The sequence below is a fragment of the Arthrobacter sp. FW306-1B-G06A genome, assembly GCF_058781765.1.
Map to the genome: position 1 here is coordinate 1 of NZ_JBYSXB010000051.1, position 14,027 is coordinate 14,027.

Genomic DNA, 14,027 nt, shown 5'->3' on the forward strand with positions numbered 1-14,027 from the left:
TGATCAGTCCTCCCTGCCAGGCACGCTGCCCGGCGTGTCAGACCAACCCCTGAATCCACCGTTTATCGGACAGTCCCTCAACGGCAACTTAGAAGTGACCGGTGGCGGCATGTTGGTTTGCCCGCTGGCGGCAGGTGATTGACCGGTCGCGGCAAGTATTTTGGACAGGGGTTAGGCGCCCCGGGCGAGCCGGGTTTCGGGGCGCCTAACCAGGGTTTGGGGTTAGTTCATGGGGCGGGTTCCTTTCCCGTTTTGGGCTTGCATGAGCCGGACGGACTCGCCGCTGGTTTGGCAGAGGTGGGCGTGGTGGAGGAGCCGGTCAACGGTCGCGGTGGCGATGGTTTTGGGCATGAGTTCATCGAAGCCGGAGGGGTGGATGTTCGAGCTGATCGCCAGGGACCGCTTCTCGTAGGAGGCCTCCACGACGCGGTAGAAGCCCTCGGCCGAGTCCGCGGAAACCTGTAAGAGACCTATGTCATCGACGCAAATCAGATCCACGCTGGTAGCCCGGGTGATGGCTTTGTTGACGCTGTCATCGATGCGGTGCCGGCGCACGAGGGCGCCGAGGTCTTCCATGCTCAGCCAGGACACGGACATGCCCTGGTCGATGGCCTGCTGGCCCAAGGACTCCAGCAGCAGGGTTTTGCCGGTGCCGGAGGGCCCGCAGGCGATCAGGTTCTCCCGGCGCCGCACCCATTCCAGGGTGCGCAGGAACGATGTCGTTGCGGCCGGGAGGGTGGACAGAGCCTCATCCCAGACATCGAAGGTCTTCCCGGAGGGGAAACCTGCGCGTTTACGCCGCGTGGCCAGCATCGAGGCGTTCCGACCGGTGGCTTCGGCTTCGAGCAGGACACGGACGACCTCGGTGGGGTCCCAGCGTTGGGCTTTCGCGGTGGCTAGGACATCGGCGACGACGGCGCGGGCGTGCGGCATCCGGGTCGTGCGCATCAGCGCGATCACCTGCTCCACCGCCGCGTCGGTCAGGGGCGGGGACATGGTGTTAGCGCTCATCGAGGGCTCCTTCAAAATCGCCGTCAACGACTGGATCGGTGGTCGGGGCAGTCGTGGGTGTCGTGCCGAAATTCGCCCAGGAGCCGGTGCCCTGGCTCAACCATTGGCCCTGGTCGGTGACGGTGCGGGTGGCGCTGGTGGTGTGGCCTGTGCCGCCGGCGGTATTGACGATGGAGCACAGGTCCTCGTGGGTGAAGCGTTGATGCACCGCTGCCGCCCCGAGGCCCTTGTCGACCTCGCCGGCGCCCAGGACCTTGGCGAGGGTGACGGCGCGTTCCATTTTGTGCCGGATCTTCTGGGTTCCGGCAGCGGCGGCTTCCTTGAGCCAGAGCGCGGCGCCGGCGCCGATGGCCAGGAACTCTTCCTCGGCCTTGTTGGTGGGGCGGATGACCCGTTCGAGGGCACCGGACGGGGCCGGCGGGAAATGGGCGTCGATGATCGCCGGGGTCCCTGGGCGGGTGAGCTGGTGCCGTGCGACCTCCACCGGGCCGGCGTCCCCGACGTGGACGATGACGACCTCGGTCTCGGTGCCGCGGACCCAGACCATCTCACCCATCAGGGTGTGCGGGACGGAGTACCGGGACTGTTCGAAGGTGATCATGGGCGTGTTCGGCGGGACCTGGCGGGTGTGGCCGAAACTGGCCGTCACGGGGGTTTCCGGGACCGGGTGCAGCCGGGGACGTTCGAGAACGCGGAGCATGTCCTTCGGGATCTCCAGAGTGGCCCGGTGAACCCGCGAGTTCACCTCCTCCATGAACGCCTCACACGCAGCCTCCAGCTCGGCGAAGGACCGGTACTCGGGCAGCAGGTTCGTCTCTTTGGGGACGAGGTCGGCTTTGGCGATCTTGACCGCGTTCTCCACCCCGCCCTTCGAGGCCGGGTCGGCCGGAATGCACGTCTGCATGGACGTCGAATAGTGCCTGGAAAACGCCACGATCTGCGCGTTCCGCACGGGGATCCCGGCGACGTGCTCGATCGTGACCGTCTTCTCGTTGTCAGTCAAAATGTAGGTCGGGATCCCGCCGATCAGCCTAAACGTCCGGTCCAGGGCGGCGAAGACGCTCGGCATGGTCTTGTCCCGCAAGGCGATCACGATCCGGAACCGCGAGAAGGCCAGCCAAGCGACGAACAACACGGTCTTCACACCGTCAACCACGGGGCCATCCCCGTAGTCGAACTGGAGCCATAGACCCGGCTCCGGCGTCCAGGGCCGGTGCACGCGCACGTTCCGGGCCCGGTATTTGGCCTTCAGTTCAGCCAGCGTGGCCCTGGTTGTCCGCTCACACCCGGTGAACCCCAGAGCGAGGAGCTTCTCATGCACGACATCACCGCGGATCTTCCCACGGGACTGCTCGACCCAGGAGATCATCTGCGGCAGGAACGGGTCGGTCATCCGGCCGCGGTGCCGGGCCACCGGCGCCTGCGCGCCTTCCTGACGGGCCTTCACATAAGAGCGCACCGTATTGTGTGAAACGCCGCAGATCTTCGCGGCATCCCGGTAGGACCGGGTCAAATCGTAAGCAGCTAAAATTTCCATGAACTCTCCTGGAGACTTCATAACGAGCCCCTTCCTTCCCGCAACGGGTGAAATACACGATTGGCATCGCCATTTCACCGCGGAAGGAAGGGGCTCTCCTCGTAACGACACGAGGAATGGACAAGGGGAATCCCAGCACGCCAAGCCACACACCATGGCCTACTGCTGTCCAAAAATGCTTGCCGCCGCTGGTCAAAACCACTGCCGCGAACGGTCAATCAGTTTTGCCGTCTCCGGTCAGTTTAAAGTTGCCGCTTACAATGGAGACAGTTCCCTACATTTTTCTCGGTTTTGTCTGTCTCACCCGAGATGGCTTGTTATTCAGCTGGCCAAGTACGCGCAGTTCTTGTCTCAGAGCGGCCTTGGCCATGGCTCTTTCCAGTCTTGGTACTTCGGTTGCTGGAAATGGTTTTGGGTCGAACGCATCCGCGCGATGTATTTCCCTACTTCCACTAACCCCAACCGTCAATGATCTTCTGTTCCTCAGGAGTCGGACGAGGAGCTGCGGGTATGTGCCCGGACCACCATCGATTGACCACACGGACGGGTGCATCGTGCTGGCCCTCCCATCTTCGCGGCGTCCAGAACCGTAATAGGGATTCGTCCGAATTGGGTAAGTCGATCAGCTGAGACCGGATGCTGACCGGCTGCGAGGGAAGGTACAGCCTCTCCGCAATGCTGTCTCCCGCGCTAGCGATCGCGAAGCTATGCGCATTCGCGAGGATCGAACTGTTTAGGTCGATCGCTTCGCTCGTCGCTAGCATCGAGCCAGGCTCCAAGGGAGGCTCCAGATCACGTCGGTACAAAGCAAGCACAGAATAGGGACCCAAAGGGAAGGCCAGAATCGGAGCGCCCCACACCCCACCCCCTATCGCGGGATTGGCCATGTACTCATGTAGCTCGACGACAGGCTCATCACAAGTAATTAGCGCCCTTCGAGTCCCATAAAGGGTTACATGGCGTGTCATGAGGATGCCGGCGATATGTGTCGCTGTTTTTGCTGACGACTCCAGGTCTTCTTTCCTTGGGAGTGGCAGTTGCGACGGATCGGCGCGGAAACGTTCGACATCTGCAACAAGCGCTTCGAGGTCATCGGAACCGAACGACCGGTCAGCGCCGGACAATTCGCGCGCGAGATCTTCAGGTCCGCCGATCTCCAAGACTCGGGCCATCTGCTCGGCAATCATTGCACGCCGCCGCAGACGCGCAGAGCGGCTGCGCGTCATCTGCACAGCCAGAAAGAGACATAGCCATTGATGTGCTTCGTCGTCCATCGCCCCCGGGCCGGCAGCATCGATGCGTGCGATCGATGCCGCGGCCTTCCTCTCGACCTCCGAAAGCCACGCTTCCCAATAGACCGGAGAGGTCTCATCGTCCGGCTCATCGAGTCGATAGAAGTCAGTCTCCAACGCGGCCTGAGCCGGAGAGAGTTCGTAGGCGTTCCGCCGGCGCAGTAGGTCAACGACTCTTACTCGCCCGTCGACAGCCCAGCGATCGATGTAGAACCGGGGGACGAGATGATGGCGTCTTGGCTCCTGCCCAGCCGCTGTCATTGCAGCAGCCCGCGCAGCTGCCGTAGCCCATAGGTCATACGTAAGTTCCGATCCCATCTCAGGAGCGTATCCAAAGAGGACAGCACTGGCGGAACTGTGTCTGGCCACGCGTCATTCCTTAACCTGCGAAAAACTACGGAACCGCGACTCCCCATTGCGGAACCAGAGGCTCGTTTCGGTCGAGCCCGACTGCAAGGCTGACTTGATGGCGGCCGTGGTAGCGCCACATGCTTATGCTGTCGCCGTCAGATGAGGCGGAAAGCACAAATGAATGCCGCGATCTCCCCCTTACTTCGGGAATGTAACTTTCCAACCCCTCGATGACGTCCGTCGGCAGCGCTGCCCGCTGATCCTCAAAATGCTGTCGAAGCTGATGCTGCCACACAGTAGTTCGTTCGTATCGTTCATGAACGCCGCCGAACCGCCCACAGCTCGTTCTTGGTAAGGAACATCAAGGCGGCACCATCGGTGCAGTGCCCAACCAGTGCCGACGCATTCTTCTCATGCCCCGAGCCCATGCTGCTCATGGTGTTGGGCGTTCACGCTTCGCCGGGAGCATCAGCCAACACGAGCCAGCGGAAGCAGCTCGGAGTCCGACTCAACCTTCGGCTGGGTCTGCACCATCTTGAAGAATATGTCTGACTGCGCTGCGGTCAGATACTGGAAGCTCTGTGGGGGACGAAGGGTCGTGCCCAGTTCAGACAGGGGGACCGGTTCAAGGAATCGGCCGGCGGTCTCGACCAGGATCCCTGTTCCGTGCTCCCGCTGGTCGTAGTAGTCAAAGAACCTGCTCTTTGAGATCCCACCAACTGCACGGAATGTGGACCAAAGCCTCTTCGGGGACATGGTCTTCTGCCCGCGGACAGAAAACCACCCAAGAAGTGAGCCAACAGGCATCGTGGCATAGATCAGAACGTGGCTGACATCATCGGCGACGGGCCGCTTGCGGAACTCAACAACTTTCTCGCCAGAAAGAATCGCGTCAGCAAACTCCGGTCTGATAGACATCAGGGCTACCCTCCCTGGAGCGTTCTGGCCCACTGAATTCCTTCCTCTGATTTGATTTGGGCGATGGACTGCGGGGACTCTTCCATGACTCCCAGCATTTTGAGCTTCTCACGGGTCACCGGAGCGTCCAGGACTTGGTCCAGCCTGAATTTGACCGCCAACACCTCCTTTTCGCACATCTTCTGGAGTTCCTCGGCACGGTATACAGTGCGTGCTCCGGCGAAACTCAGCACGTCGGCCAGGACGCTGGTGCGTCGTGTTTCCTCAACGACGCCGACAGCATGCACAGCCCGCCTTTCGTGCGTCCGGAGGAAGAACAGAGTGTCGCCCGGCTCCAACGCTTTTATACCTGAGTGGCAGATGTATACCTTACGGATCGCGTTTCCATAGGTCGAATCGAAGAACGACTGCTGTGGTTCGGACGCAGGGAAGAGCATGCTGTGGAATACCGGAATGATAGGGACGAGGAAAGCCCTGTTCACACGTCGCTTTCCAGGGCCGTAGCGCTTGTTGTACTCAAGGGGGTGCTCAGGCGGCTCTTGGTCAACGCTGGGCTCCAGGATCTTGCCAAGCACAATTTGGCCGGACGCCCCCGGTTTAGGGCCCAAATCGAAGAAGCCGAATTCCCTCAGCATCGCGAGCAAGGGCTCTTTGTCCAAGGAAGCCTCGATGAAGCAGGTGTCAGCCCGCATCGACCGGATGCGGGCTATGACTGCTTCCAGCAGTGTCTCTCCCAATTTCTTACCCTGGTTGGCTTCGGCAATCTTGAATGTACAGATCTTCACGCTGTTCCCGGCCAATCCGGACACTTCCGGTTTCTGACGATCGAGGACCGCCAGGCCACGGATGTCCCTGCCGCCCCCTATGACCAGACTGGTCCGTCTTTCGGCAACGACCTTGTCCCACCAGCCGGAAAAGTCCACATAATCAGCTCGAAGTGAATCAAAGAACGGTTGGACCGGATCTATGGTGTGAGGCTGGACGTCATCGACCGAATAATGAGCTGGCAGCTGCCCCGATAGTGCCGTCAACACCCCTTGGGCGTCATCGAGCATCATCACGCGCTCTTGAAGTCCAGCATGACGGGCATGCGCGTGGAGCTTCCGGTCCTCAGTTATCAGCCAGGTGGCGGCATTGCGTTGCAGTGTAAGAAGCAGCGCGGCGTCCACACCGTCGTTAGTGCGGGCCCCCAGATCCGGTGCATAACGTGCCTCATTCAGGAACCCTGTGGTGAGTTCAACACGTGCCAACCGCGGATACTTCTCCAACTGACGGCGCCGGCGGTCCCTTAGCTGGCGATCCCGAATCCGCGAGATGTCGTCAAATTGATTCTCCACGATGGAGATCTGGCCGCCGGCGTCCAGAACAAGGCGATAAACCTTCGACGCCGACTGGTGGTTGACGTGATCTGCATCCTCATCACCCTCGATGGCGAGAACAATATTTGTGTCCATCAGGACTCGCAGGTCCCCCATATACCTCGTGCGGCTTCCCATTTTCTCCCCAAGCTCTCGAATGCGGCATACCATCCGCGTTGTCCCTGCCGCCTACGCTACCGACCTGAGCTCACGGTGGCCCTTTGCCACGGCGGCGGGGCAGAAAGTGACTCTAGAAGCCGCCGACGGCCAGATGGGCCGCGTTAGCGCCGAAGACAAGACCTGTGAACAGGCCAAAGCAGCCTCCGAAGCCATGACCCCCGAGGACTCGAACGCAACCGCGATCCGGCCTGCCTTCCGCACAAGACCCTGCCACTGGATATTCAAAGTGAGCTACGCATCAGATACTCACTGAGCAGCCTGATAAGACGAGGACCAAGGTGCCGACTGAAGTCGTCGACAACGCTACGGTCATCAAAGCTGTCCAACACGCCCCCGTACCGCCGGATGACCTGCTCTCGACGAGGCGTCGGAGCGAAGAGCGCACCGTAGAAGGCTCGTTCCGCTCCGCGGGAGGAGCTGTCGCGGCACCGCGCCGGGCGAGGTCGAACAGGTGAACGCGCTCGAAGTCCCTCAGCCGCACCCAGCCGAGCGCGACGTTCGTCATCGAGAACTGCGCGCTGCATGGCAGGCGGTCCCAAGACCGTTCATGAGCACCCAGACTCCGAGGGCGACGGCCGCTGATCACTCGGTTCGAGGACGTCCCCGGCGACCGTGTCGACACCAGATAAGCCTGGTATACGAGCTCATCATCATCTCCATGGTTAAGGGCAGGGACCCGGGGGTCTATGTGAGGGGTATGTTTTTCGCTCATAAACGAGGAGAAAAGATCCCTGCTAAATCAGCACTCCGGCTGCGTCCAGGGTGGCAACGGCACCGCTGCCCAGGACCGGAAGGTCCGCTAGATAGCCTCGAGAACGGGAGGCATCTCTTCTCCTTTCCATCGCGGGGTCGGAACTCGGCAGTTACTGAACATGTGGTGATCGCAGTGGGATGGTGCCTTACTCCACGGGTACGCGTGCCCTCTGGGGGCGGGTCAGGGCGAGGACTGCGGCGGCCATGAGGGACAGGATCCCGAGGATTCCCAACGCGATGGTCAGGCCGCCGAAGGCGGCGGCTGTGACGCCGAGGATGATCGGGGAGACGAACTGGCCGATGTAGAGTGATCCGGTCCAGATTCCGGTACCCCGGCCTCGTTGTTCGAGGCGGAGTCCGGAGACCGCCCAGGTCAGCAGCGTGGGCAGCATCAGCCCGGTCCCGGCGCTGGTTACGACGGCGCCGGCCAGCACCGTTGGGACGGTGCCGCCGAACCATACGGCCAGCAGGCCGATGCCGGCCAGGCTGAACGCGACGGGCAGCAACCGGTTCGGCCCGTGCTTCGCGGTGCTGCGGAAGGAGAACGCCCCGGCGGCGGTTGCCAATGAGGCCAGTGCCGTTCCGGCTCCGATCAGACTGACGTTGGTGACCCCGAGGCCTGTGAGCACGTAGGGCAGCTGGACGACCAGGGCGTAGAAGATGATCCCGCCGAACAGCGTCACGAGGGACGGCATGGCGATTTGACGCCATGGCACGGGTGCGCGCCTCTGCTCGGCGGTCCGTGTGGTGGGCTCCCAGAAGAAGTACGCCATGGGGACGGCGATGACCACGGCGATGGCGTAGAGCCAGAACGGAGTCCGCCACCCTTGGCTGCCGAGGGCGCCGCCGACGGCGAAGAACGCTGTGGCGGCCAGTGTGGCGACAAGCACCTGCATGCCCAGGTACTTGTCTCGTTGCTTGCCTGAGTAGTAGTCGGTGATCAGGGTAGTGCAGACCGTCATGATCGCCGCCTCAGCCACACCCACCCCGATCCGGGAAGCCACGATCGATGTCAGGGAATCCAGCCACAGCGGCGCAGTTCCGAAGATTGAGTAGAGCACCAGGGCGGCAAGCAGCAGGTTCTTGCGGCCCAACCGGTCCGCGACGGCGCCGGCGAACGGTGCAAGGACGGCGACCATGAGCGCAGGCACGGTCAGGACGACCGGTACCAGGATCTCGGCGCCGGGGGTAGTTGCGAACGCCGCGGTCATGGACGGCAGGACTGGGGCCAAAAGGACGGCGCCCAGCACGGGCATGCAGCTGCCTGCCAGAAGCAGGACCGCATGTATCCGCCCGGCCTGCCGTTGGTGCGTCTGTGCCGCTGTGAGCGGTGCCCCCGTAGTAACGTTTTCCATGGTTTCCCTTCAAGGCGTCGGACCCACCGCCATTGGTGGGTGTGATGAGCCTCACTATGGGTGGCAATGAGGAGTCAGCGGAAATAAATCCTCCCGATGCCTCCTATGCCCCCGAGCGATACGCACCCGACCCGGATGCCGAATCCCGCGTCCCGGCCGCGTTTTCCCGAGGGCTCCTTGTCAGCGGTATTTGCTGCTCCGATAGGCTGTATCGGCATAATGCTGCAGCTAAAAAGGGCCGGCGCTCATCGGCACATAGCTCATTGATGCGAAACGCCCCGTTTCGCATTGGTGGACTTTCGGCTAATATGGCGCCATGGTCACCCGAAGTGAAACCAGTCGACAATCGATCCTCGCAGCTGCCCTGCATCTGCTTGGAGCGCGCGACGGCGAGGGCCTGACGCTCGAACAGCTGACCATGGAGGCCATCGCGTCGAGGGCGGGGGTCAGCAAGGCAACCATCTACCGCTGGTGGCCGAGCAAGAGTGCGGTGGTCCTCGATGCCTTCATCGAAGACCACATCTCCCATACGGCTCCCGGAGACGACCTGAACGCCGTCGCTGCCCTCCGCAGCCACGTGCGAACGGTGGTGCGGCAGTACGCCGGGCCCGTCGGCCGGATCGTGGCCCAGTTGGTTGCGGCAGGGCAATACGACGACGAGGCGTTGAACGCTTTCCGGGAGCGCTTCTGGTCAGGTCGAAACCAGGTGGTCCGGGCAATCATTCTGCGCGGCATGGACGGTGGCGTCATCCGCGGCGACATCGAACCCGATGTCGCCGCGGCGCTGCTTTACTCACCGATTTATCACCGCCTGCTGCTCGGCACCGGACCGCTCGACGACGACTTCGCCGAGCAGGTCTTCGACGGTGCAATGCGCGGCCTCGCACCGTCATCGGCGCCGGTGGCCCAGGGGTCGGGCGGCTAGCGGTGGGATCGCCTGCGCGACCCAGCATCCAGCTGGACCTCAATCTCCTGATCCCGCTGGCAGTCCTGCTGGAGGAACGGAACGTCAGTTCCGCCGCAGCCCGGCTCAGGGTCAGCCAACCAACGGCTTCGGGCTTCCTCGCCAAGCTCCGGCGACACTTCGATGATCCCCTCCTGGTGCGCGAAGGCAATGCGTACCTCCTGAGCGCCCTGGCCACTCGCCTCAGGGACGAACTGCCCGCCGCTCTGCACGGGGTCGAACGAATCGCAAGTGCGCAGTTGGAGTTCAGGCCGGCGGAAAGCACGCGCGAGTTCCGTATCCTCGCCACGGACTACGCCACGTCGCAGGTTGGCAGGCGGCTCCTGGCCCGGTTGGCCGGAACTGCGCCCGGGATCCGACTAAGATTCGACCAAATCCTTACGTCCCATGTCGACGAAGCGCCCGACTCGCTGCGGGACGTCGACGGAATGTTCCTTCCCCACGGGTATCTCACTCAACAGCCGCATCTGGATGTCCTGGTCGACGACTGGGCCTGTCTCGTTGCCGTCGACAATCCCGCCCTCAGCGAGATCCCAACGGCTGACGAGCTGCTCTCCTCGCCCTGGATCACCACCATCTGGGGGCCCGGCGCCCTCACTCCGGCCGCCCGCCAGCTGCAGATCGCCGGACTGCACCCCCTGGTCAGCACCATCACTCCGCACTTCTTCGTCATCCCGTCCCTGGTCGATGGATCCAACCGGATAGCCCTGCTACCCAAGCGCTTGGCAGAAGACGCTGTCCGCGCCTCGACTGGCCTGCGCATCGTGCCGCCTCCCATCCTGCTGTCCCCCATTTCAGAGGCGTTCTGGTGGCACCGCGACAGGGAATACGACCCCGCGCACCGCTGGCTTCGGGAGCAGTTGGCGTCCGCCTGCGCCCCTCTTCTACCGCCGGACCGCGCCTAGTTCTCCCGCGGCGCCCTTGCGTCTGGACCTCGTTGGGTATCAGGTATGACGATACGTAGGCATAGCAAATATCGTCTTCCCAATATGTGTGTGATGACACACAGTGGATAGTGCCGGCCACAAACCATCCGCACTTCCACGAAAAGGATCAATGATGATCAAGCTCCTTTCCCACCTGTCCCACATCGAGATCTACGCCACCGACCTCGAAGAGTCGATTCGCTACTACGAGGAACAGGTCGGCCTTCGGGTCGTCGAACGGACCGACGAGAAGGTCTTTCTACGCTGCTGGGGTGACTACTACGCCTACAGTGTCGTGCTGGTTCAGGGCGACGAGCCGGGCATGGTCTCCATGGCCTGGCGCACGAGCAGCGCGGAGGCCCTCGACGAGGCCGCGCGCCGGATCGATGCCACCGAGTACGCGGGCGCATGGAAAGACGCCGGCGAGGGCATCGGCCGCTCGTACCTCTTTACCGGCCCCTATGGCCACACAATGCAGCTGTTCTGGGACGTCGAGCTGTACAAGGCGCACGGCGAACTCGCCTCAACCTACCCTGATCGTCCGTCCAAGCGCAGCGACCGGGGCATCGCGCCCCGTCAACTTGACCACGTCACCATCGCGGCGTCCGATGTGAAGGGCTTCGCGAATTGGTACAACGAGGTCCTGGGGTTCCGGATCATGGCGTTCGCGGACTTTGAGAACCCTGAGGTGACTTTCTTTGGGGTTCTGACCACGAACGAGAAGTCCCACGACCTGGGGATTCTGCTCGATGCCTCAGACCGTCCGGGGCGTATCCACCACTACGCGTTCTGGCTCGACACACAGGCCGAACTGGCCCGCGCAGCGGACCTGCTCATCGAGAACGGGACACCGATGGAATTCGGCCCCGGCGTTCATGGCATCGGCGAGCAGGACTACTTGTACTTCCGCGAGGCCAGCGGATTGCGCATCGAGGTCAATACGGGCGGCTACCGCAACTACGTCCCGGACTGGCAGCCGAACCGGTGGACCCCCGAACTGGGTGCTAACGACCAGTACCGGAACCGGGAACTTCCGCAGTCCATGCTGGAGGCATTCCCCCTGGCCGCTGCTCCCACCGCCACCGAACAGGGCCTGGTGCCTGGCAGCGAGGCCGAGCTGATCAAGGCGGCTGCCATAAAGTCCCCCGCGTTCCAGGCCTAGGGAGATGGCGGAATGCAGTTGAATGACGCGGTAATCGTCTCGGCACTCAGGAGCCCTATCGGCCGGGCGGCCAAAGGGTCACTAAAGGACGTACGGCCCGAAGACCTGGTCCTGGGCACGGTCCGGGCCGTCTTGGACCGGGTGCCGGAACTGGCCCCCGCCGACTTGGTGGACTTCAGCCTTGGCTGCGCCGCGCCGGAGGGTGAGCACGGGCAGAACATTGCCCGCCGGGTTGCCATCATGGCCGGACTCGATGGCCTGCCGGGCACGACCGTCAATCGTTTCTGCGCCTCGTCGTTGCAGGCTGCCCGGATGGCGTTCCACGCCATCCGGGCAGGTGAGGGCGACGCTTTCCTCGTCGGCGGCGTCGAGTGCGTCTCGCGCTACGACGCCGCACACCACCGCGAGGCCCGCCACCCGGCCTTCAACGCACCCCGGGACATCGCACGGCGCGTCTTCGACCAGGACCTGGCATGGACCGACCCGCGCCAGCGCAGCGTGCTGCCGGACGCCTACATCTCGATGGGATGGACCGCCGAGTTCGTTGCCCGGACCACGGGCACCACCCGCCGGGATCAGGATGACTACGCGCTGCTCTCCCAACAACGCGCAGCGGACGCCGCGGCCACCAGCTTCTTCTCCCGGGAAATCGCCCCGGCGACCCTGCCCGACGGCACGACCGTATCCGCGGACGATTGCCCTCGCCCGGCCACCACGGCCGGGATCCTCGCGGGACTCGTGCCTGCATTCCACCCCGGTGGCACAGTGACGGCGGGCAACGCCAGCCCGCTGAACGACGGCGCTTCTGCCGCCGTGATCACGAGCGCGGCCAAGGCACGGGCCCTGGGCCTGCGGCCCGAGGCCCGCATCGTCTCCACAGCCGTGTCGGCGCTTTCGCCGGAGATCATGGGACTTGGCCCCGTCGACGCCAGCCGCATCGCCCTCCAACGCGCCGGTCTGGGGATCGGGGACGTTGACGTCATTGAGCTGAACGAGGCCTTTGCAGCCCAGGTTGTGCCCTCCATCCGCCAACTCGGCGCCGATATAGACAGAGTGAATCCCCACGGCGGGGCAATCGCCCTGGGGCATCCCTTTGGTGCCACGGGTGTACGCATGTTGGCCACCCTCATCAACGGACTGCGGCACCGCGACGGAACCCTCGGCCTGGCCACACTATGCGTGGGCGGCGGACAGGGCATGGCCATGGTGGTGGAACGGCTATGACATCCACCCTGAGGCAAACCCAGTTCGTCCCGCCCACTCTGCAGGCCATCGCATCGCATCTAGGATTCTTCGCAGAGGCAGGCATTCAACTGGAAACGTCGGCGACGCGCTCCAGCGACCAGCAACGCGAGGAGCTGCTGAGCGGGGAGAGGGACCTCGCCGTAACAGCCATGGACAACCTCCTGATCTGGAACGAGCAGGGCGGCGACTTCGCGCTCGTGGCACAGCTGGAACAGACGACCCCGCTGGGGCTCTATGTCCGTCCAGGGATACGCCGGCCCGGCGACCTGACGGGCGCCCGGTTCGCCGTCGACGCACCCCATAACGGATTCTCGATCGTCGCCAGGCACGCGCTCCAGGACGTCGACGTCGACTATGTCGAGGTCGGAGGCGTACGCGAACGGTTCACGGCGCTCGTCGACGATACGGTGGATGCAACCCTGCTCGGGCCACCGCTGGACGAGATGGCCGAAGACGCCGGATTCGTCAGAATCCTGGACCTCAACGACCGCTATCCCGACTACCCGGGCCAGGGACTGGTGGTGCGCCGGGCGCGGATCCCGGAGCTTCGTCCGCTACTGGACCCCTATCTGACGGCACTGAACCGCTCCGTTGTCTGGGCCGAGGGCGCCTCAACGGACCAAGGGGCGGATGTCCTGCGCGGGGCCGGCTTTGGCGAACGCTCCAGTCTCACGGCCTGGGACTCTCGGGCGACCAGCCTCATTCCCTCTAAAGCGGGCCTCCGAACGATCGTCCGCCTGCGGGCGGAACTCGGCACGCTACCGGCTTCCTTCGCGGGGATCGATTCCCTCTGGGAACCTGTCCCGCTCGAGAAAGTGTCGGCGAAGCCGCCGGGCCGCTGTAGGGCTTGACCTCGACACCACCCCGGGCCTCTCGCCCGTTTGTAAAAGCCTTGCCATCCCATATCCAAAACAGTACGTTTCGTATTCAATGATTATTCTCGTGGCGCGATCCCCCGCCCCTAGAACCACCGGC

11 protein-coding genes are annotated in these 14,027 nt (G+C 63.3%); 5 read left to right on the top strand and 6 right to left on the bottom strand.

Going from position 1 to position 14,027, the window contains the following annotated elements; genetic code table 11:
- Positions 1-222: 222 nt before the first annotated feature.
- The 6 genes from AC3WJM_RS20590 to AC3WJM_RS20615 all read right to left on the bottom strand — a co-directional run bounded on the left by AC3WJM_RS20590 (position 223) and on the right by AC3WJM_RS20615 (position 8,755).
- Positions 223-1,011 (bottom strand): ATP-binding protein, encoded by a 789-nt coding sequence (locus AC3WJM_RS20590; RefSeq protein ID WP_492272825.1) that lies wholly within the window; start codon positions 1,009-1,011, stop codon positions 223-225.
- Positions 1,001-2,569 (bottom strand): IS21 family transposase, encoded by a 1,569-nt coding sequence (gene istA / locus AC3WJM_RS20595; protein ID WP_492272826.1) that lies wholly within the window; start codon positions 2,567-2,569, stop codon positions 1,001-1,003. Before istA ends, AC3WJM_RS20590 begins: the two co-directional genes overlap by 11 nt.
- 431 nt (positions 2,570-3,000) lie before the next feature.
- Positions 3,001-4,158 carry a DUF4238 domain-containing protein gene (locus AC3WJM_RS20600; RefSeq protein ID WP_492260154.1) on the bottom strand — a complete coding sequence of 386 codons (1,158 nt, stop codon included), beginning with the start codon at positions 4,156-4,158 and terminating at the stop codon, positions 3,001-3,003.
- Positions 4,159-4,659: 501 nt separating this feature from the next.
- Positions 4,660-5,142 (bottom strand): ASCH domain-containing protein, encoded by a 483-nt coding sequence (locus AC3WJM_RS20605; protein WP_492260155.1) that lies wholly within the window; start codon positions 5,140-5,142, stop codon positions 4,660-4,662.
- Positions 5,115-6,605 carry a PIN domain-containing protein gene (locus AC3WJM_RS20610; RefSeq protein ID WP_492272827.1) on the bottom strand — a complete coding sequence of 497 codons (1,491 nt, stop codon included), beginning with the start codon at positions 6,603-6,605 and terminating at the stop codon, positions 5,115-5,117. The genes AC3WJM_RS20605 and AC3WJM_RS20610 overlap by 28 nt, the downstream gene beginning before the upstream one ends.
- 941 nt (positions 6,606-7,546) lie before the next feature.
- On the bottom strand, positions 7,547-8,755 hold the full coding sequence (locus AC3WJM_RS20615; protein WP_492260157.1) for an MFS transporter: 1,209 nt from the start codon (positions 8,753-8,755) through the stop codon (positions 7,547-7,549).
- A 316-nt stretch (positions 8,756-9,071) separates the two neighbouring features.
- On the opposite strand from AC3WJM_RS20615, the gene AC3WJM_RS20620 reads away from it, so the two are divergent.
- From AC3WJM_RS20620 to AC3WJM_RS20640, 5 genes are all read left to right on the top strand, one after another.
- Positions 9,072-9,680, top strand: a complete 609-nt coding sequence (locus AC3WJM_RS20620) for a TetR/AcrR family transcriptional regulator (protein WP_492272828.1) — start codon at positions 9,072-9,074, stop codon at positions 9,678-9,680.
- Between the two features lie 2 nt (positions 9,681-9,682).
- Positions 9,683-10,624: a LysR substrate-binding domain-containing protein gene (locus AC3WJM_RS20625; protein WP_492260159.1), complete on the top strand. Its 942-nt coding sequence runs from the start codon at positions 9,683-9,685 to the stop codon at positions 10,622-10,624.
- 154 nt (positions 10,625-10,778) lie between these two features.
- Positions 10,779-11,807: a VOC family protein gene (locus AC3WJM_RS20630; protein ID WP_492260160.1), complete on the top strand. Its 1,029-nt coding sequence runs from the start codon at positions 10,779-10,781 to the stop codon at positions 11,805-11,807.
- A gap of 12 nt (positions 11,808-11,819) precedes the next feature.
- A complete protein-coding gene (locus tag AC3WJM_RS20635; RefSeq protein WP_492272829.1) occupies positions 11,820-13,031 on the top strand; it encodes an acetyl-CoA C-acetyltransferase in 1,212 nt (403 codons plus the stop codon).
- The gene (locus AC3WJM_RS20640) at positions 13,028-13,903 is read left to right on the top strand and encodes an ABC transporter substrate-binding protein (RefSeq protein WP_492260162.1); all 876 of its coding nucleotides are present in this window, start codon (positions 13,028-13,030) and stop codon (positions 13,901-13,903) included. The genes AC3WJM_RS20635 and AC3WJM_RS20640 overlap by 4 nt, the downstream gene beginning before the upstream one ends.
- The last annotated feature ends 124 nt before the right edge of the window (positions 13,904-14,027 follow it).

Excerpts from the sequence above, each read along its gene's own strand:
- AC3WJM_RS20610 (WP_492272827.1), bottom strand. The coding sequence starts at position 6,605 with ATGGGAAGCCGCACGAGGTATATGGGGGACCTGCGAGTCCTGATGGAC.
- AC3WJM_RS20590 (WP_492272825.1), bottom strand. The coding sequence starts at position 1,011 with ATGAGCGCTAACACCATGTCCCCGCCCCTGACCGACGCGGCGGTGGAG.
- AC3WJM_RS20600 (WP_492260154.1), bottom strand. The coding sequence starts at position 4,158 with ATGGGATCGGAACTTACGTATGACCTATGGGCTACGGCAGCTGCGCGG.
- AC3WJM_RS20620 (WP_492272828.1), top strand. The coding sequence starts at position 9,072 with ATGGTCACCCGAAGTGAAACCAGTCGACAATCGATCCTCGCAGCTGCC.
- AC3WJM_RS20635 (WP_492272829.1), top strand. The coding sequence starts at position 11,820 with ATGCAGTTGAATGACGCGGTAATCGTCTCGGCACTCAGGAGCCCTATC.
- AC3WJM_RS20615 (WP_492260157.1), bottom strand. The coding sequence starts at position 8,755 with ATGGAAAACGTTACTACGGGGGCACCGCTCACAGCGGCACAGACGCAC.
- AC3WJM_RS20630 (WP_492260160.1), top strand. The coding sequence starts at position 10,779 with ATGATCAAGCTCCTTTCCCACCTGTCCCACATCGAGATCTACGCCACC.
- istA (WP_492272826.1), bottom strand. The coding sequence starts at position 2,569 with ATGAAGTCTCCAGGAGAGTTCATGGAAATTTTAGCTGCTTACGATTTG.
- AC3WJM_RS20640 (WP_492260162.1), top strand. The coding sequence starts at position 13,028 with ATGACATCCACCCTGAGGCAAACCCAGTTCGTCCCGCCCACTCTGCAG.